At 49.7% G+C, this 20,310-nt stretch carries 17 protein-coding genes; 10 read left to right on the top strand and 7 right to left on the bottom strand.

Annotation, left to right across the window (positions count from 1 at the left end; genetic code table 11):
- The first annotated feature begins 262 nt into the window (after window positions 1–262).
- Window positions 263–1,255, top strand: a complete 993-nt coding sequence (locus B9A32_RS03540) for a KpsF/GutQ family sugar-phosphate isomerase (RefSeq protein ID WP_232367027.1) — start codon at window positions 263–265, stop codon at window positions 1,253–1,255.
- 245 nt (window positions 1,256–1,500) lie between these two features.
- Window positions 1,501–2,826, top strand: coding sequence for an ATP-dependent 6-phosphofructokinase (locus B9A32_RS03545; protein ID WP_084067010.1), 1,326 nt, complete (start codon window positions 1,501–1,503; stop codon window positions 2,824–2,826).
- Here B9A32_RS03545 and B9A32_RS03550 read toward each other — a convergent pair.
- Both B9A32_RS03550 and miaA read right to left on the bottom strand, forming a co-directional pair.
- Window positions 2,816–4,459: a penicillin-binding protein activator gene (locus B9A32_RS03550; protein WP_170923688.1), complete on the bottom strand. Its 1,644-nt coding sequence runs from the start codon at window positions 4,457–4,459 to the stop codon at window positions 2,816–2,818. The two genes, B9A32_RS03545 and B9A32_RS03550, sit on opposite strands and share 11 nt — an antisense overlap.
- 482 nt (window positions 4,460–4,941) lie before the next feature.
- Window positions 4,942–5,856, bottom strand: coding sequence for a tRNA (adenosine(37)-N6)-dimethylallyltransferase MiaA (miaA, locus tag B9A32_RS03555; RefSeq protein ID WP_084067012.1), 915 nt, complete (start codon window positions 5,854–5,856; stop codon window positions 4,942–4,944).
- A gap of 909 nt (window positions 5,857–6,765) precedes the next feature.
- Between miaA and B9A32_RS03570 the strand changes: the two genes are divergently transcribed.
- From B9A32_RS03570 to ahbA, 7 genes are all read left to right on the top strand, one after another.
- Entirely contained in the window at window positions 6,766–11,214 is a 4,449-nt protein-coding gene (locus B9A32_RS03570; protein ID WP_170923689.1) for an FAD-dependent oxidoreductase, read from the top strand.
- Window positions 11,215–11,331: 117 nt separating this feature from the next.
- A complete protein-coding gene (locus B9A32_RS21530) occupies window positions 11,332–11,757 on the top strand; it encodes a hydrogenase iron-sulfur subunit (RefSeq protein WP_212637685.1) in 426 nt (141 codons plus the stop codon).
- Between the two features lie 9 nt (window positions 11,758–11,766).
- A complete protein-coding gene (locus B9A32_RS03580; protein WP_084067016.1) occupies window positions 11,767–12,714 on the top strand; it encodes a coenzyme F420 hydrogenase/dehydrogenase beta subunit N-terminal domain-containing protein in 948 nt (315 codons plus the stop codon).
- Window positions 12,715–12,730: 16 nt separating this feature from the next.
- Complete coding sequence (locus tag B9A32_RS03585) at window positions 12,731–13,780, top strand: 4Fe-4S dicluster domain-containing protein (RefSeq protein ID WP_084067017.1); 1,050 nt, start codon at window positions 12,731–12,733, stop codon at window positions 13,778–13,780.
- 10 nt (window positions 13,781–13,790) lie between these two features.
- A complete protein-coding gene (locus B9A32_RS03590) occupies window positions 13,791–14,636 on the top strand; it encodes an FAD/NAD(P)-binding protein (RefSeq protein ID WP_084067018.1) in 846 nt (281 codons plus the stop codon).
- 196 nt (window positions 14,637–14,832) lie between these two features.
- Window positions 14,833–15,150, top strand: a complete 318-nt coding sequence (locus tag B9A32_RS03595) for a TusE/DsrC/DsvC family sulfur relay protein (RefSeq protein WP_084067019.1) — start codon at window positions 14,833–14,835, stop codon at window positions 15,148–15,150.
- 106 nt (window positions 15,151–15,256) lie between these two features.
- A complete protein-coding gene (gene ahbA, locus B9A32_RS03600) occupies window positions 15,257–15,703 on the top strand; it encodes a siroheme decarboxylase subunit alpha (protein ID WP_084067020.1) in 447 nt (148 codons plus the stop codon).
- 50 nt (window positions 15,704–15,753) lie between these two features.
- On the opposite strand, the gene B9A32_RS03605 is transcribed toward ahbA, so the two are convergent.
- The 5 genes from B9A32_RS03605 to B9A32_RS03625 are packed head-to-tail and all read right to left on the bottom strand — an operon-like array spanning window position 15,754 to window position 19,191.
- Window positions 15,754–16,539: an MlaA family lipoprotein gene (locus tag B9A32_RS03605; RefSeq protein ID WP_084067021.1), complete on the bottom strand. Its 786-nt coding sequence runs from the start codon at window positions 16,537–16,539 to the stop codon at window positions 15,754–15,756.
- Window positions 16,529–17,155 carry a Tgt2/MlaC family protein gene (locus B9A32_RS03610; RefSeq protein WP_170923691.1) on the bottom strand — a complete coding sequence of 209 codons (627 nt, stop codon included), beginning with the start codon at window positions 17,153–17,155 and terminating at the stop codon, window positions 16,529–16,531. Before B9A32_RS03610 ends, B9A32_RS03605 begins: the two co-directional genes overlap by 11 nt.
- A 22-nt stretch (window positions 17,156–17,177) precedes the next feature.
- Window positions 17,178–17,657: an outer membrane lipid asymmetry maintenance protein MlaD gene (gene mlaD, locus B9A32_RS03615; RefSeq protein WP_084067023.1), complete on the bottom strand. Its 480-nt coding sequence runs from the start codon at window positions 17,655–17,657 to the stop codon at window positions 17,178–17,180.
- Window positions 17,626–18,381: an ABC transporter ATP-binding protein gene (locus B9A32_RS03620; RefSeq protein WP_084067024.1), complete on the bottom strand. Its 756-nt coding sequence runs from the start codon at window positions 18,379–18,381 to the stop codon at window positions 17,626–17,628. The genes mlaD and B9A32_RS03620 overlap by 32 nt, the downstream gene beginning before the upstream one ends.
- A gap of 18 nt (window positions 18,382–18,399) precedes the next feature.
- Window positions 18,400–19,191, bottom strand: coding sequence for an MlaE family ABC transporter permease (locus B9A32_RS03625; RefSeq protein ID WP_084067025.1), 792 nt, complete (start codon window positions 19,189–19,191; stop codon window positions 18,400–18,402).
- 645 nt (window positions 19,192–19,836) lie between these two features.
- Between B9A32_RS03625 and B9A32_RS03635 the strand changes: the two genes are divergently transcribed.
- Window positions 19,837–20,310 (top strand): hypothetical protein, encoded by a 474-nt coding sequence (locus tag B9A32_RS03635; RefSeq protein WP_084067027.1) that lies wholly within the window; start codon window positions 19,837–19,839, stop codon window positions 20,308–20,310.

A 20,310-nucleotide genomic window follows, 5' to 3' on the forward strand; every position in this document is an offset into this window, starting at 1 on the left:
CCATGGGGAATTGTGTTTGGCCTCAGAGAGGCTTTAAAAAATCAGGGCCTCCATCGTTCCTTTTAAGAATCCTTGATTTTTAAAGGTTAAAATGAGACTAATAAAATTGCCATGGACAAACATGTATTGCGCATCGGTTTGTCCACATCAGTGCATGGAAGTACTGTCAGATTTAAATCAGACACCCGGGAAATCCCAGAAAACTGCCCTGCATCACCACGACGCAGGGACGGACACCGGGTTCACAACGAAACGGAACAAAATGAAACCAAAACAGACCATGGCCACAGAAAAGGCAGTGGAAGTGCTGGAGCTTGAAGCCAAAAGCATCCTGAACCTCACCCATAAAATCGGGGAAGATTTTGACCAAATGGTGGATGAAATATGTAATGCATCGGGACGGGTAATTATCTCCGGCATTGGAAAGTCAGGCCTCATCGGCAGAAAAATTGTGGCCACCCTTTCCAGCACGGGCACCAACGCCATGTTCCTGCACCCTGTGGAGGCCATGCACGGGGATCTTGGCATGGTATCACCCAAGGATGTGTTCATTGCCATTTCAAACTCCGGAGAAACCGGAGAACTCAATCTGCTGCTGCCCTCCATCCGGGATCTTGGATGTATCATGATTGCCTTCACAGGCAATCCCAACTCCACCATGGCCGGGTTCTGCAGCCTTATCATTGATACCGGAGTGGAAAAAGAGGCGTGTCCCCTGGGGCTTGCCCCCACCTGCAGCACCACGGCTCAATTGGCCATGGGCGATGCTCTGGCTGTGGTATTAATCCACAAAAAACAGTTCAGGAAAAGTGATTTTAAACGCTCCCACCCCGGTGGGGCACTGGGAAAGCGCCTTTCTTTTCCCGTGGGGGAAATCATGTACACCAGCCGGGATATCCCCCGGGTGCCACCGGAAGCACCCCTGCCCCGGGCAGTGGCTCAAATGGATAAATTTCGCCTGGGGGCCGTGTTTGTCCTTGATCACCAAAATGCCCTGGAAGGCATCCTCACCGACGGAGATATCCGTCATCTAATTGCCATGAATCCCGACACATTCACCCAGCTTTATACAAAAGAGGTGATGACCGAAAATCCCTGTGTCATCACCGCAGACGCCCCCCTTTACCAGGCATTAAATATCATGGAAAAACGCCAGATCACCATTTTGCCGGTCACCGATGCAGCCCGCCGGGTGGTGGGCATCCTGCATCTCCATGACATCCTTGGAAAAGGCGCATTCACCTTTTCCAGTTGATTTACTCAACTTTCGGTGTTCGCATTTCGTGGTAGGGTCAGGCTTTCGTTATTAACATTATCGAGACTTTTTTCGTTGGCAAAGGCCTTGGTCGATAACATCAATAACAAAAGCCTGACCCGTCGGCACACTGAGCCCATCGGTACATTTAAAAATGCCGGCTTTGAAATGAAGGCCGAAAGTTGAGTTGATTTATGTGCCACAGCCCATCATGGCACACCACCCCAAAGTAAAGGATACACACCATGAAAACAACGGATATAATCACCCGGATCCAGACATTGGGAGATGCTGCCATTGACTCCCCCCTGGCAAGCCGCAGCCAGGGAGGATACACCCAGAATTTTGTATCCGATGACCGTAGAATTGCATACAATGTGGACCCCGAGAAACTGGCCGCTGACCTTAAGACCCACGGCACCGTCCCCGGATTTGAATCAGCTGGTCCCCGGAAAAAAATCTACTTTGACCCCAGTAAACTCAAGTGTGCCATTGTCACCTGCGGCGGCCTCTGCCCCGGGCTCAACGATATCATACGCTCGGTGGCTCTGGAGCTTCACCATTGCTACGGGGTGCGACACATCTACGGCATGAAATACGGACTCCAGGGCTTCATTCCCCAATACGGTCATGACACCGTTGACCTGACCCCGGACTATGTGTCCCAGATAATGGACATGGGGGGAACAGTGCTTGGTTCCTCCCGGGGCACCCAGGACATGGACGACATCCTGGATTGTCTGGAGCGCATGAGCATTGGAATTCTTTTCATGGTGGGGGGGGACGGCACCCTCATGGCAGCCAAAAAAATAACAGACAAAATCAAGGAAAGAAATCTTAAAATAAGCGTCATTGTCATTCCAAAAACCATTGACAATGATATTTTTCTGGTATCCAGATCCTTTGGATTTGACACCGCCGTGGACATTTCCACCAATGCCATTAAAGGGGCACACAACGAGGCCGCCGGATACCCCTTTGGCATTGGCCTGATTAAACTCATGGGCCGTCATTCAGGTTTTCTTGCTGCCACAGCCGCTCTGGCCCAGCAGGATGCCAATTTTGTCCTTATTCCTGAAATTGACATTGATCTTTACGGCCCATCGGGGTTTCTAACAGCCCTTGAGACCCGTATTACCCAGCGAAAGCACGCTGTCATCGTGGTTGCCGAAGGGGCAGGACAGAAATTTTTCACGGACCAGGCCACGGAATATGACCCATCCGGGAACATCAGACTCAAAGACATCGGTGTATTTATTAAAAACGAAATCACCCAGTGGTTCAATGAGAAACAGATCCCGGTCACCCTCAAATATATTGATCCAAGTTATATGATCCGCAGCCTGCCAGCCAACGCCAACGACAGCGTTTATTGCGGGTTTCTGGGCAGAAACGCCGTCCACGCAGGCATGGCAGGCAAGACAGGACTTCTCATCAGCCACTGGAACAATCACTACGTGCACATTCCCATGGAGGCCTCAGCCGGTAAAAGAAAGCAGGTGGACCCCCACGGCAGGCTATGGCAATCGGTGCTGGAAGCCACAGGACAAGGTTCTCTGGTTAATGGGTAATCTCCACAAAGGCGCCGTTTTTAACGGTGAGAAAAAAAAGTTCTTTATGCAGCTCTCCCTCCCGGTCAAACATGGTTTTACCCGTGGCGCCATCAAAAATCCGTGTGCCGGAGAGGGCATCCCTAAGGGCGGCAGCCGAGGTGACCCCGGGGTCCATCACCGTCTCCAGCAGCATGGAAACCGTGTCATGGGCAATGGCCTCAATGAATTTGGGAGGGGTTTCAAACATACCTGCAAAGGCATTTTTAAATTGCCGGGCACCTTGTCTGTCACTGTGTGCAAAGTACCCTTCGGTGATCACCGCATTTCTCACATAGGGTCCTGCCTGCTGCACCAATGAAGGGTGATGCCAGATATTGGTCCCCAAAAGCACAACTCCTGTGACATCATTATATATGAGCTGGGGGAGAATCAAAGCCAGGCGAGAGGGGGCATCTGGAATAAAAAGGGCTTCAAAATTCACAATGTACCCACCTGCCCCCCGGGTGCCCCCCACACCACCGGAACGCCGGAGTGATGCCTGTATTCCAGGATCATCAAATCCGGCGACCCGCTTTATCTCTTTGGAAAAATCAGTTTTTTTTCCATCATAAGCCACCACCTTTCGAACCTGTCCTCCCCTCTCCATGACCTTGTCACAAAAAAAGTCCGTTAACTTCCGGCCATATTTATCCCGGGGATGGAGGACCGCAAAGTGCGTCACCCCCAGGTACCCCATGGCATGGGAAACCAGAGCCTCCACCTGCATGGCCGGGGTGATAAAATTGGAAAAAACATAGTCTCCGGTCTGGACCACGGTATCTTTCTGGGTCATGGCAATCATGGGAATACCATGGGACTGGGCCACACCGGCAACATCCTGGGCCGTGACCATGGGACCCACAATGCCCATAACCCGGTCATCCACCAACTCCTGCATGCGCTGCAACGCAATGTCTCTGTCCGATGCCGTATCCCGGATAATAAGACGAACCTTGTCCCCATATCGGGGAATCAGCCTTGCCATGGCCACCTGCACCCCCTTAAGCGCCCGTTTTCCAAACACCGCATATTTTCCAGAAAGGGGTAAAAGGCAACCTATTTTAATCCCCTCACTTTTTTTCACCGTGATAATTTCCAAAAGTTGACGGGCATCGTCCACACGCCTGCCATGGGGGTATTGCCGAAGATAAGACTGCAACAGATCCCGGGAAATCTCCTTTTCTCCCCGGGCCGCATATCGATACCCTAAGGCATAAAGAACAAATGAAGGGGGAATCTGTGAATCTGTACCGGTCTTAATCCCCCGGAGCAAGTCCACATCACATCTGAGCAGCACAGACTCCATTGAGTCAAGGATCACGTTTTTATCATTTCCCACAGCCCTGGGCAATGCCACCCCATAAAGATCCAGGGCCGCCCTATAGTTTCCCACCCCGGCAAGTTGCCCCCCCCGCTGCACAAGGCTTGCCACACTTGGGATTTCAGCAGCATTCCCGGCAGCGGTAGGGCCATTGTTTCCAGGAACGGTTGCGGCCTGCCCCCCGGCAGGGGGCAATGAAGGATCTGGGGATATTGTTTTTTTGGCACATCCTGACAGAACAAGCAGTATCCACAATACCGTCACCCATGCACATTTTTTTTTATTCATCATTCCTTCCATATTTTTTTATAAGAAATACTCCGCAAACCAAGGGTGTATTTCAAGCTTTGTTGTGGGCGGAACCGGATCAGAATACGGTCTGCCCTTGGCAGTTATATGAAAAAGTGGGTGCTCGGTACTGGGTATTAGGTTCTGGGTGCTCACAGCAACTACTTTTTCATTATTCGTTGTGGCTGGTACTTACAGCCATGTGGGTTATATGAAAAGGCAGCCTCCAAGGCAACCTCAGCAGAGCCGCCCCCCCCGATGGGTAATAGGAACCGGACAATTGAGCTGTCTACAGTTCCGGTCCGGGCCCATTGCCCATCGGGGGGCGGCGGTATAATACCATTTGGCTCCGCGTCTACGACCCTATATTTGTTGTGTCCCACAGGACATGCCCGTTTATATGAAATACTTCGCAGATCAGGGGTGTATTTCAAGCTTTTTTGTGGGCAGGACTGGATCAAAATAAGATCCGCCCGTGACAGCTATCATGCCATGAATTGAGCCACCAGCTCACCGGCCTTTTTAAGATCACTTGGCTCAACCCAGATCATCTCTTTGTCTTTGCGAAACCATGTAAACTGGCGTTTGGCATAGCGACGGGTGTCCCTTTTGAGCAATGTCACCATCTCTTCATGGGAGGTTACGCCGTTCAGATAGTCACACACATGACGATAGCCAATGGACTGCATGGATTTAAGATCACATGAATACCCCTTCTCCCTGAGATGCATCACTTCCTTCACCAGCCCCATGTCCAACATCAGGTCCACCCGCCGGTTAATACGATCATATAGACGTTCACGATCCATGGTCAGCCCCAGTTTCAGGGCGTTATAGCGCTGTGGGGCAAATTGATGGGTTTCATGAAAATGGGAAATGGGTTTACCTGTGCTCTCCAGAACTTCCAGTGCCCTCACCACCCGGAATCTGTCATTAGGGTGTATCCGGGCGCTGGCAACGGGGTCTGTCGCTGCCAGTCGCTCATGCAATGCCAAAGAGCCCCTGCGAATTGCCTCAGCCTCCAGACGGGCGATGATTTTTTCATCGGCTGTGCGGCCTTTAAACAACCCATGGAGCAATGCTTTAATATAAAAACCTGTTCCTCCGGCCACAATGGGCAATTTACCGCGCTGGACAATATCCCCAATGGCCCGATCTGCAAGGGCCACATATTTCACCGCATCAAAATCATGGGCTGGATCAACAAAATCAATGAGATGATGGGGGGCCTGCCGTTGCTCCTCCTGATCGGGCTTTGCCGTTCCAATGTCAAGATACTGATAAATCTGCATGGAATCCGCCCCCACAATTTCCCCTTTAAAAACAGTGGAAAGAGCAATGGCAAATCCGGTTTTTCCCACTCCTGTGGGGCCACATATCACAATTATTTTTTTTTCCATCCATCTTTCATATCACCATGATGATGATCTTTCAAAATAAAAAATATGGCGTGACAACATCGCCCTTCCATGGGAACATCTTGCTCCCGGGGAAATGTCAGGTTTCCATGGAGACAGAAAAATTCTTTAAAGCCACAATGACTCAATGCACACAGCGGTAACGGGTTATTTTGACTCACATTGATAAAACACACCATGCACACAGGAACGGCCCTTTGATTTTTCCCTCCATGCGGATATTTTTTTGGCTTTAAAATCAAGTTCCTATGGTATTCAACAAGAAACATTTCCCATATTCACAGACCTGGAAGAACAAAGTGGCCTCTCAATTGCATTCACAAAATGAGGATATTTTTAAAAACTCCTCCGGGATTATGAATAAAACAGAAAACACAGACGAACTTTCTGAAATAATATAGAAAAGCCACAGGCAAGGTTTATTTTGATCCAGTTTTACCCACAACAAAGTTAGAAATACTCCCCGGGGTTGCGGAGTATTTCATATAAAAAACACCCTGTATTTTTCAGGCACCTTCTTTGTTTCCTTTACACTGCCCCGGCGTGCGTGGAAAAATTCATCTTGAATACAAAATTAAGGTTCCCTTACATTTCCATGTATTTCCATGGGACAAATTTCTGAACGGAAACTACTGAATTTAATTCACTTTTTTTATTGCAATTTTATTGACAACCTTTATTTCAGCGTTTAAACTCAAAAACACTTGGCATTTAACCAGAACTTTGGGGAGCTGTTTTGTTTCCAAGGCGCAGCGCTTTCATGTCAGACCCAAACACCCATTACCAAAATATTTTTTAGGTTTATTCCATTTTTAAATATCAAGATTCAACACATCCATGAAAAACAGGGAATTTGTTATCATCAAAAACCCAAATCAGGAGATTTAAAGCATGACCAACAAGGCAACTGGTTCTGTAGCAGTGGTGGGGGGTGGCATTTCTGGAATGCTTTCCGCCCTCGATCTTGCCAACTCAGGCTATTACGTATATCTTGTGGAAAAGGGTCCTTCCATCGGCGGGGCCATGGCCCAGTTGGACAAAACCTTTCCCACCAATGACTGTGCCATGTGAATTATCTCACCCACACTGGTCGAGGTCGGCCGGCATCTTAACATTGAGTTAGTCACATTATCACAGATTGAACAAATCTCAGGATCAGCTGGCAATTTTCAGCTGACCCTTAACCAGACCCCCCGATACATAGACACCGACAAATGTACAGGTTGCGGTGAGTGCGCCGAAGCTTGTCCTGTCACCCTTCCCAGTCTGTTTGAACAGGGCATGGGAAACCGAAAAGCCACCTGGAGACCCTACTCCCAGGCTGTTCCCGGCGCATTTTCCATCACCAAAAAAGATCGTTCCCCCTGCACCAATGCCTGCCCCAACGAAGTCAATGCCCATGGATATGTGGCCCTGGTCCGGGAAAAAAAATACAAAGAAGCCCTGGAAGTTATCACCCGAAATCTTCCCATGCCCGGCTCCATCGGCCGCATCTGCCCCCACCCCTGTGAAGATGCCTGCCGACGTCAGGAAGTGGAAAGTCCTCTTTCCATCTGCTCATTAAAACGATTCATTGCCGATCAGGTGGATCTTAACACCCTTGATATTCCTGAAGTCTCCCCCAGAAATGAAAAAGTGGCCATTGTGGGTGCAGGACCTGCCGGTTTGACTGCTGCCTGGTTTCTGGCCAATGAAGGGGTTCAGGTCACCATCCTGGAAGCATTGCCCGCTGCCGGCGGCATGCTCAAGGTGGGCATCCCCGACTACCGCCTGCCACCGGATATCCTGGAAAATGAAGTCAATTTCATCACCAGGCACCCCGGCATTGAAATCAAATACAACACAGCCCTGGGCCGAGATGTCACCGTGGACTCCCTCATGGAAGAAGGGTATAAATCAGTGTTCCTGGCCATTGGGTGTCACCAGGGCATGCAGCTTGGCATCCCCGGTGAAGAGCTTGAAGGGGTTATTCCCGGTGTCAAACTCTTAAAAGAGGTGGCCCTGGGAGAATTTGATCAACTCCACGGCCACGTGGCCATCATCGGCGGCGGGGACGTGGCCATTGATGCAGCCCGTACCGCCTTGAGAATAGGTGCCGAAAAAGTTTCCATCCTTTACAGAAGAACCGAAGCGGAAATGCCAGCCCGGGACGAAGAGATTGAAGACGCCCTGGAAGAAGGTGTGGATATTCAATTTCTCACCGCCCCCAGGGCCGTGGTGGAAGAAAATGGCAAAACAGTGGGCATCACCTGCTTTAAAATGGAGCTGGGCGAACCCGATGACAGCGGCAGAAGACGCCCGGTGCCCGTGGAAAACAGTGATTTCACACTGGATGTCTCCTTTGTTATTCCTGCCATTGGCCAGCGCACCGACACCTCCTGCCTGGAAACCGCCTCCGGCGTGAATCTCAACCGCTGGGCCAACATTGAAACCGATGAAATTACCTTTGAAACCAGCCGTCCCGGCGTATTTGCCGGGGGCGATGCCCAGACCGGGGCATCCATTGCCATCAATGCCGTGGCAGCCGGTAAAGAGGCTGCAGTCTCCATGATTCGCTACCTCAACGGAGAAGATCTGAAACAGGGTCGGGCCCCCATTGAATATGCCCAGAAAGATTACAATAAAATTCCAGACAATCTTCAAAGCACCCCCCGGCAAAAGATGGATCGTATCCCCATGGAGCAACGCCTTAAAGGGTTCACAGAAGTGGAGCTTGGATTCACCGAAGAAGTAGCTGTCACCGAAGCCAAGCGATGCCTTGACTGTATGGTGTGCTGCGAATGCCTTGAGTGTGTCAAAGCGTGTGGTGCCGGTGCTCTGACCCTGGAGACCCATTGTCAGCAACAGGAAGAAAAATCTCTGGATGTGGGAGCCATTGTGCTTTCCCCGGGATTTGAGCCCTACGACCCTTCCGGCCTTGATTATTACGGGTATGACCGATCAGCCAATGTGGTCACAGCCATGCAGTTTGAACGGCTGCTGTCCGCATCAGGTCCCACCCAGGGACATCTGGTAAGACCCTCGGATCATCAGGAACCAAAGAAAATTGCCTGGCTCCAGTGCGTGGGCTCCCGGGACCAGAATCGCTGTGATAACCCCTATTGTTCTTCAGTGTGCTGCATGTATGCCATCAAAGAGGCTGTCATTGCCAGAGAACATGCAGGTCCGGAACTGGAGTGCACCATTTTTAACATGGACATTCGAACCCATGGCAAAGGATTTGAGCGCTACTATGACCAGGCAAAGAATCAAGGGGTTCGTTTCCTGAAAAGCCGCATCCATTCGGTGGACACCCTCCAGGATTCCGATGCACTAAGCCTTCGATATGTCAATGATGACGGCATGCTGGAAACAGAGCAGTTTGACATTGTGGTCCTTTCCGTGGGGTTGGAAACCGCCCCGGAAGTGGTGGAAATGGCCAAAATGCTGGACATTGAACTCACCCCGGGGAATTTTTCAAAAACATCAAGTTTTACCCCCGTGGCCACCAGCCGAGAGGGCATTTTTGTGTGCGGTGCCTTCCAGGGTCCCAAGGACATCCCCCAGTCTGTGGTGGATTCCAGTGCCGCTGCCGGGGCCGCAGGTGCGCTTCTGGCAGAAGCCAGAAACACCGAAACCCTCACCCCGGAAGAAGTCCCTGAAACCAATGTGGTGGGAGAACGTCCCCGCATCGGTGTGTTTGTGTGTAACTGCGGTTCCAACATCGCAGGGGTTGTGGATGTAAAGGCTGTGCGGGACTATGCCGCCACTCTTCCCTATGTGGCCTATTGTACAGACAATCTTTACACCTGCTCCCAGGACACCCAGGACACCATGGCCCAGGTGATCCGGGATGAAAAACTCAACAGAATTGTTGTGGCTGCCTGTACCCCCAAAACCCATGAGCCCCTGTTCCAGGAGACCATGATCAGTGCAGGGCTTAACAAGTATCTGTTTGAGATGACCAACATCAGAAACCAGGACTCCTGGGTGCACAAAAACAACCCGGACCTGGCAACGGAAAAAGCCAAGGATCTCGTGCGCATGTCCGTCACCCGGGTGGCCCTTATGGAGCCCCTGGAAGAGGCAGAACTCAATGTTCACCAGACCGCCATGGTGGTGGGGGGCGGCATTTCCGGCATGACCGCTGCCAGCAACCTTGCCGACCAGGGGTATGAGGTTCATCTGCTGGAAAAAGAAGGTGCGCTGGGTGGCCAGGCCAACCATCTTTTTAAGACATCCCAGGGGGAATCTGTGAAAAATGCCCTGGACAATATGATCCAGGGCATTGAACAAAATCAGAAGATTCACCTGCACATGAACACCGAGCTCAGGGACGTTTCAGGATTTGTGGGCAATTTCACCTCCACACTGGGGTCCGGTGAAGATACCCGGGAACTGGAACACGGCGTTGCCATCCTGGCCACAGGTGCCCATGAAAGCAAACCTGAAGAGTACCATTATGGAGAAGATAATAGAATTCTGACCAGCCTGGAACTGGACAAGAAATTCAAAGACAATGATCCCGAACTTGGTAAAATCAACGCTGCCATGTTCATTCAGTGTGTGGGCTCAAGGGAACCCCATCGTCCCTATTGCTCCCGGGTGTGCTGCACCCACTCCATTGACAGTGCCCTGGAATTAAAGAAAAAAAATCCAGACATGGCTGTTTATATCCTTTACCGGGATATCCGAACCTATGGAGAACGGGAATACCTATACCAGCAGGCCCGGAAACAGGGGGTTATCTTCATCCGCTACACCCCGGATACCAAACCTGAGGTAACCCCCGGTGATACAGGAATAACGGTGACGGTGAGAGATCACATACTGCAAAGACCCCTGGAAATCCAGGTGGATCTCTTGACCCTGGCATCGGCCATTGTGCCCAATAAGGATGAAACCCTGGCCAATTTCTTTAAAGTCCCCCTGAACGAAGACGGGTTCTTTGTGGAAAAGCATGCCAAGCTCGGTCCCTCTGAGTTTGCAACGGACGGGGTTTTCCTGTGCGGCCTTGCCCACTACCCCAAACCCATTGACGAAGCTGTGGCCCATGGCCAGGCAGCCGCCTCCCGGGCCGTGACACTGCTGGCCAGGGAAACCGTTCACACCAGTGGCACAGTGGCCCAGGTGAACTCCATGAACTGTAGTTCCTGTGGTGTGTGTGTCTCCATCTGCCCCTATTCTGCCCCCTCCTTTGTTGTCGAGGGACGGTTCAGCGGCAAGGCCGAGATCAACCCGGTGCTGTGCAAGGGGTGCGGATTGTGTGTGGCCTCCTGTAGATCCGGTGCCCTGCACCTCAAGGGATTTGACAACAACCAGATATTTGCCCAGATATTTGCCCTGGACGAAGCGATTTAATAAACCCATCCCGGCGCTTGGATGATGCCCCCTGTCATGAACGAACGGACAGGGGGTACAACACAAGTTGTTTGATTATACCTTGAAAAACGCCGGGTAAAGGAGAATAAAAAAAACATGTCAGAAACAAAACAAACAAAGGTGGTCAGCTTCCTGTGTAACTGGTGCAGTTACGGTGCAGCAGATCTTGCCGGGGTAAGCCGCATGCAGTACCCGGAAAACATACGCGTTATCCGCATTCCCTGCACCGGTCGTATGAGTCCTAAATTTGTCCTTTCCGCTTTCCGGGAGGGTGCCGACGGCGTGTGGGTGTCCGGCTGACATCCCGGTGAATGCCATTACCTGGAAGGTAATTACTATGCACGTCGAAAATTTGCCATGATGGCCAATCTCCTGGAACACATGGGCATGGAAAAAGATCGGGTTCAATTTTCATGGATATCCTCTGCCGAGGCCACGAAATTTGCCACTGTGGCCAGGGAAGTGGCCCAGTCCGTTGAAGCACTGGGTCCCAACACAAAATTTGTGAAAGGGTCTGATTAGGAGAATTAAATGGAAAGTTACATAGAACAGATCAGAACGCTTGCCGTTGACCTCCTGAAATCAGGAAAGGTGGACGTGGTCATTGGATACCGCCGGGGCTCCGTGCCCATGGCAACGGTTCCCTTTATGGCAAGAACGCCGGAACAGGCAAAACAATTGACATGGGACAGCCACTGCACCCTGAACCTGGCCAATTATCTCACCAACCGCCAGGAAAAAATCGGCATCATTGCCAAGGGGTGTGACAGCAGAAACATTGTCAATCACATCGTGGAAAACAAGATCAACCGGGACCAACTCCACATCATCGGGGTTCCCTGCAAAGGCATGGTGAATCCCAAGGAACTCCAGACCCTTCTGGATGATGAAATTATTTCCTGTGCAGAGACCGGAAGCACCCTTACCATTGCTTCAAGCCAGGCGGAAATCAAAATCGAGCGGGAAGATCATCTCCGGAACAACTGCTCCCTTTGCACCCACCGAAACCCGGTGATTTATGATGATCTGGTGGGAGAAGCTGTGGAAGAACCGGTATTGGATGATCCCTTTAAGGATGTCAACGCCATTGAAGCCATGGACGCTGATGAAAAATGGAATTACTTTGATGACCTGCTGGACGGATGCATTCGCTGCTATGCCTGCCGCAATGCCTGTCCTCTGTGCTATTGCCCCACCTGTTTTGTGGACGAATCTGACCCCCAGTGGGTGGGCAAAGGCCAGAATGATACAGACATCAAAACCTTTCATTTCCTCCGGGCCTTTCACTGTGCCGGACGCTGCACCGACTGCGGTGCCTGTGAAGCAGCCTGTCCCATGGACATCCATGTCAGGGCCTTCACCCGGAAATTGATCAAAGACTCCAAAGAGCTGTTCGGATGGGAAGCCGGGATGGATATCAGCAAACGTCCACCCCTGGACACATTTGCCCCTGATGACCCCAACGATTTTATAAAATAACCACAAGGGGACCCCCATGAAAGTGATAAAAATAGATAAAAACAAATGGACAAAGGGCCTTGATACTGCCCGGGAGAGCTACCAGCTCTTTGGTCCTGTAAAAATAAAAGAAAACCACTGTTTTGCCCCCCTTAAAAGGGATCAGCAACCGGATATGACCGTTGTGGATACGGTGTTATCCCCCAAGTCAACGGTGTTTCCCCAGACGGAAAAACTGATGACTGCCACATTGGACACCTCAAAACCAAACCACCATCTCATGGAACGGGCCGACACCGATTATTCCCCCCGGGCTGTCATCGGCATCCGGCCCTTTGATGCCCGGGCCATTGATCTGGTGAAGCTCAATTTTGACACCAAAGATCACCGGGACCCCTATTGGTGCGACGCCCATGACGCCACCACCTTTGTGGGGCTTGCCGTGAACACCCCGTCTCAGTTTGATTTCAGCACATCCATGGACTCCGGTCCCTTTGATGAAAAAGGACTGGATGTGCTTCTGGTGGACATGGACACCGGATATCTTGCCAAGATACTCACCCCCAAGGGAGAGGCCTTCATGGCGTGTGCCGGATTTAACCGGGAAGCAACCGCCGGTGATCTCCAGAAAATGGAAGAATTAAAAAAAGCGGCAGAACAGGCCATCACCACCCAGGTGGAGACAGATAACCTCAGGGAAAAGTCCCTGTTGGATCTTCACCAGGCCCCTTTCTGGGATGATGTGGCCTTCTCCTGCATCAACTGCGGAACCTGCACCTTTGTATGCCCCACCTGCTGGTGTTTTGACATTCAGGATGAAACAAAGGGAAACAATACCACCCGATTCCGCAACTGGGATTCATGCATGTCTCCGCTTTTTACCCTCCACGGCTCCGGCCACAATCCCCGGGGGGAGAAAACCCAGCGGGTGAGACAGCGATTCATGCACAAATTAAAGTATTTCCTGGACAAGTACGACCAGGGAACCATGTGTGTGGGATGCGGCAGATGCGTCAAATCCTGTCCGGTGAATATTGATATCCGGGAAGTGTGCAATGTCATGAACGCCTACGAGCCGCAAAAATAGAGGAGATAAAATGAATAATCCCTATATGCCCTACCCGGTTCGCATTGATGACATTGAGGTTGCAACCGAGGACAGATCTTTAAAGACCTTTACCTTCACTTTTTTAAACCCCGAGGACGAGGCTGCATTTGACCATAAAGCCGGACAGTTTGCCATGCTTTCCATCCCCGGAAAAGGGGAGATTCCCATTGGCATTGCCTCTTCTCCCACGGAAAAAGGATTTGTGAAATTCACCGTATTTCGCACCGGCGTGGTAACAACGGCCCTGCACAACATGGCTGTGGGCGACATCATGGGTATCCGGGGGCCCATGGGCAACTGGTACCCTTGGGAAACCCTCAAGGGCAAAAACCTGGTCATCATCGGCGGCGGTTTTGCCTTTACCACCTTAAGGGCCTCCATTGTGTACATGCTGGACCCGGCCAACCGAGACAACTTTGGCAACATTGATGTGGTATACGGTGCCCGCTCCCCGGGCATGCTGTTGTACAGAGAAGAGCTCTTTGAATGGGAAAAACGAGATGACATCAACATGCACATCACCGTTGATGGCTGTGATGACCCTTCTTGGGCATACAATGTGGGATTTGTCCCCACCATTGTGGAGCAAAAGGCCCCCAAAGCCGATGAAGACACCTTTGCCATTGTGTGCGGGCCTCCCATCATGATCAAGTTCACCCAGCCGGCGTTACAGTCATTGGGCTATGGCGACAACCAGATTATCATGTCCCTGGAAAACCGCATGAAGTGCGGTATCGGCATGTGCGGTCGTTGCAATATCGGCAAAGAGCTGGTGTGCAAAGACGGTCCCGTCTTCACCCTGGAAGACCTGAACAAAACGCCCAGGGAGTATTGATCATTTCCCCTGTCCTCACAAAAAAGACAGGGGAATCAGTCCGTTGAAATAAATTTGTTTTTTTTTAACAAATGCCCGCATCTATATATTGACAAGAGAAACCGACTGGGATATTGTTGCCAAATGTAAATTCTAAAGATAAGACGGCAAGCTTACTTATAGAAAACAAATTATTTTTTACAGGAGGTATTTTTAAATGGCAACAGTAGAGATGAACGGTACAAGTTTTGAAGTGGATGAAGACGGATTCCTGCTTGATTACAAAAGCTTCACCAATGACTGGGTTGAATATGTAAGACAGCAGGAAGGTATTGATGAGCTCAACGACGAACACTGGAAAGTTGTTAACGTTCTTCAAGACTACTATGAAAAAAATGGTATCGCTCCCATGGTACGTGTACTTTCCAAGCTGACCAAATACAAACTCAAACACATCTATGAGCTGTTCCCCTCAGGACCTGGAAAGGGCGCATGTAAAATGGCTGGCCTTCCCAAACCTACCGGATGTGTATAGTTCCTGATTTTTGATCGTTTCTTGATCATCCATAAAGGCTCTGCATTTCCATGCAGAGCCTTTTTTTTATTATTTTTTCCCAAGCAAATGGAGCACAGCCACGGGCATGGATTCCACTGACAGAAAAATAATCAACCGAATACAAACCCACTTTCCCATTGATCCCAGACCCTACCGAAAAATCGGCCGGGAACTCAACCTCACCGAGGATGAAGTGATCCTTCGGGTGAAAACCCTGAAAGAAAACGGCATCATCCGAAGAATCGGCGGCAATTTCGGTCCTTACAAACTGGGTTTTTTCAGCACCCTTTGCGCGGCCAGCGTCCCTGAAGACAAAATTGATCTTTTTACAGAAACAGTGAACGCATACACCGGGGTGACCCACAATTACATGCGGGAGCACCGTTACAATATATGGTTTACCTTTATCGCCGCTTCCAGAGAGATCATTGAGCAAAATCTGGAAACCATTGCCAGGGATACGGGGGTCAATGACATACTTAATCTGCCTGCCACAGACCTTTTTAAAATCAGCGCCAATTTCAAAGTATAATCAATATAAACAACGGCCAGGTCTCCCCGGCCCCCGGAAAAACCATTAAATTATTGTTCCACCTGGTTCTGTCTCAACTGCACATAAGCATCTTTTAATGCAATATAAGGATCAAAAGAAGCTTCTTTTAATGCCTCGTAATCTCCTATTCTCAATGAGGTACCATTTACCACGTCCAGAGCTGTTACACCCATCCTCACCTCGGTGGAATCGATATAGCCCGTGGGATTTAAAAAGTAATCCCCTGCCTTACCTGCAACATCGCGTAAAGTGCAGGGCCCCAGAAACGGCAATACCAGGTAAAACCCTTGTCCCACGCCATAGGAGCCAAGGGTTTGCCCCAGATCTTCCCGGGAATCTTTAAATCCGTGTTCATCCTGGGCAATACGTGCAAACCCAAGACTTCCCATGGTGTTTATCATAAAAATAGAAAACTCATTGCCTGTGGATGTTATTTTCCCCTGGAGGAGATTATTCACAAACCGTACGGGAAAAAGGGCGTTGTAAAAAAAGTTATGAATTCCCCGGCGCAACACCGGGGGAGCCACAATTTTATAGCCCTGTGCCAGGGGTTTGAGCCCCCAGAAATACAGTTTATCATTGAAATGATACATGCTGTAATTGAACCAGTAAAGGGGATCGGGCACAGCCGGTTGCCGGTCATCTGCCTCATATTCGGCAAAAAGATCGTCTGCTTCCGAATAAGACAACTGTCTCTCATCGGCCATGGCCGGAAGTGAGCAGATGAGCACCAGCAGACTCACCACAATCCCAACCCCTGTGCAACAAAGCATTTTCTGTTGTCTTTCCATCAGGCACAATCCTTTAATTTCCATTTTCCACCTTTTCCCTTACCTCTTTAATAAGCTCATCCGGGCTCTCCATAAAGCGTTCCCGATACTGCTCTCTGTAATTACCCAGAAGACTGACACCTTCTATTTTAACATCATAAATTTTCCACACGCCACCGGGGGGTTTAAGCATGCGATAATCCACCGGTGTCACCACCCCTGCGTGGGATACCTCCGTAAAAATATCGGCCCGCTGCCGTCCAGACTTTGTGGGGGCAAGTAATTCCTGTGCCACGTATCGCACAGAGAGGTCAGAAAGTTGTTCTCCTTCAATTTTGGCAAAATAGGTCTGGGCGATGAGGCGTGAAAAATAAGAAATAAACGCGTCGCGCTGGGCCGGGGAAAAACCGCGCCAGCTACGCCCCAGAGCTCCCATGGCAAAGGAGTAAAAATCAAACAGCTCCTTGGCCTTTTCAAAAAGAAGCTCATCGCGCGCTGTTATGTTCATCCCCCCTTGATATTCAGGCTTATTCAAGATGGCAAGGACATCATCAATGCCGTTTTCCACCACCCGGCGCGGTTCCGTCTCCGATGCCGGGGCAGGAAAGGCCCACATAATAAACCCTGCAATCATCACCATTATTATCATATATTTTTTCATTGTTACGCCTCCCCCACGCCGGTTACTCCGGGTCTTTATTAAAAATATATTTGCTGACCAGAGATTCAATGTCAATGGCCGATTCTGTGTTAAACAAAATATCCCCATCTTCAAGGATCATATCAGATCCCCCCGGGGAAAGGCTGATGTACTTATCCCCGATAATACCCGATGTTTTCACAGATGCGATGGCATCTTCGGCAAGCACAACCTCCTTGTGAATCCCCATGATCACCCGTGCCAGCAATTTTTTCGTATCCAGATTTACAGAGATAACCCGTCCGATCTCCACCCCTGCCATCTCCACTGTGGCACCGTTTTTAAGCCCTGCAACATTGCTGAAATAAGCATTAATGCGGTAGGTTTTATTCCCGCCGATATCAAGGTCACCCAGGGAAATCAACAGGTACCCCGAGCACAATACCCCAACGATCACAAACAGCCCCACATAAAATTCAACCCACTTTTTTTTAGATTTTTTCACCGGTTTTTTCCTTTCCATGAATAAAACATCGGACAACATCCAGGTTGGTACGCAAAAATTGTTCCGTATTGTCCTGAAGTATGATTTTTCCTTGGTCCAGCATGGCCACCTGCTGGGCAATATCAAAAATTTCGGGTATTTCATGGCTGACCACCAGCGCTGTAAACCCGAATTGTGCCTGATATTCTTTGATCATGCCATGGACCCCCTGCTTTCGAACGGGGTCCAGCCCGGTGGTGGGCTCATCAAACAGCACCACCTCGGGATCGGTGATCAACGCCCGGGCCAAGGCCACCCTTTTTCGCATACCCCCGGAAAGCTGGGCCGGATATTTCTCTTCAGTGCCGGTGATGTCCAGCTGATTCACACGGGTGAGCACCCGTTCCTTGATCTCTTCCCTGGAAAGGGTTGATTTTTCCACAATGGGCAAAGCAATGTTTTCAAACACCGTCATGGCATCAAAAAGGGCATTATCCTGGAACATATAACTCACCCTTTTTTTAAATTTCCTCCGGGCCGTCCTGTCCATTTGTGCCATGTCCCGGCCATCATAAAAAATGCTTCCAGAATCCTGCTCTTCCAGTCCGATGATATGTTTAAGCAATACACTTTTACCACTGCCGCTCTTACCGATGACAGCAGTGATCTGCCCCCTGTGAATGGAAAGGTTCAGCCCATCCATGACCCGGATATTACCAAATCTCTTTTTGACATTCACAAATTCAATCAGAGGTGTTGTCATAAGGCCCCCTCCTTGTTTTTAAAGCAATAGCCAGGTAATAAGATAATCAAAAAAAAGAATCAGCACAGAGGAGGTCACAACGGCATTGGTGGTGGAGGAACTGACCCCTTTGGCACCATACCCTCCCCCTTCCTGGAGATGGGTAAAAAATCCCCGGGAACAGCACACTGTGGTCACCACCAGAGAAAACACAAGGGATTTCACAAAACCGCCGGTGACATCTGCCATTATCACACTTTCTGTGACACGGTAAAGGTAAATGCCGGGGTTAATTCCCAACATAAGGGAACCGGTGATATAGCCCCCGAAGATCCCCACCACATCAAACAATGCCGTGAGAAGAGGAAAACTGATAACAGCAGCGGCGATGCGCGGACTGAACAAAAAACGCACAGGATCAATGTCCATGGTTTCCAGGGCATCAATCTGCTGGGATATGCGCATGACACCCAGTTCAGCTGCCATGGAGGAACCGGCCCGGGCTGTCACCATAATGGCGGTGAGCACAGGCCCCAGTTCCCGGATCAACGTCAGGGCCACAGCAGAGCCCAACATCCCTTCGGACCCGAATTTCACCAGGGTGTAGTATCCTTGGAGCCCCAGAACCATCCCCGTGAATATGCCCGTGAGGATGATCACCCCCATGGACTTCATACCGATGAACCAGGTATGCTCCACCACCTTATATATTTGCCAGGGAAGGGTGAATATGTGAAAAACACCCATGAGCATGAACAGAAAAGTCCTACCGATTCCCCCCACAATGCCCAGGGTTTTATGTCCCAAATATTCAATATATTCAGCTATCATTTTAAAGTCCTCAAGCAGGTAAAAAAGCAGATCTCCATGTTTCCCAGCGCCTTAGAGCCGGTTAAAAAATGGGTGAACCCACTGCAATCTCATGGGATTTTACTTTGATCCCTTAATTTTTAAACCCAAAGTTCATCAGCATGCGAAGCGTGTCTGTTGCAACTTTTGATTGGAAGGCGAGCCCGGGAGTCCTTCCAACAAGCACTTAACAATGGATGGCGCAACAAAATCAAAGCTGTGTTCCCGGCGGCTGATTCTCACCCTGATGACCCAGGGTATGATCAAACAACACACCTTCCGCTTTGATAATGCTTTACAGAACCCAAACTCAATGATGGACTATAACCATCCATGGAGAAGATGTCCATTTGATTTTTTACGGCTCCCCACAAACTCACACCGCATGGAGTTGGGAGATGCTTATTTTTTTTATATGAAATACTCCGCAAACCCGGGGCGTATTTCAGGCTTTGTTATGGGCGGAGCCGGGTCAGAATAAAATCCGCCCGTGGCAATTGTTGAAATAGATCTTGACACCACCTTTTTTTAATAATACGTATTAATAAAAAAGACACATACATTCAATCGTCATACAAGTTCATCCCGGGCGTACAACAAATCACAAAAAAACCAAAGGAGCAGTCAATGACACGTAAAATAACCCTCAGCATTCCGGACATGCTCCATGAAAAAATGGAAGAATGGCGAAAATCTTTTAATCTTTCCAAAATGTTTCAAGAAGCACTCACCGAGGCCATTCAAAAAAAAGAAGCGTTTCAAAAACGGTTACAGGAAGATCATGACTTAGTCGACATCATTGAAAGACTCAGATATGAGAAAATGCAGTCCGAGGGGAATTATTCGGAAAACGGGAGAATCGAGGGCATTGAATGGGTGAAAAAGGCCCATTATGACGATCTGTTATACGTCCTTGATTTTTTCCCCCTTTCTTCAATGGTAACCGATCCCAGGCTGGATGCGTATTTTTCACCCATTATTACAAAAGACCCCCTGATGGAAATCACCCCGGAAGGAATCAACAAATACACCAAGCTCTTTATTGAAGGCTGGCACAGAGGGGTAGTGGAATTCTGGAATGAAATAAAGGAGAAAATTTAA

This window comes from Desulfocicer vacuolatum DSM 3385 (assembly GCF_900176365.1).
GTDB classification, from domain to species: Bacteria; Desulfobacterota; Desulfobacteria; order Desulfobacterales; family Desulfobacteraceae; genus Desulfocicer; species Desulfocicer vacuolatum.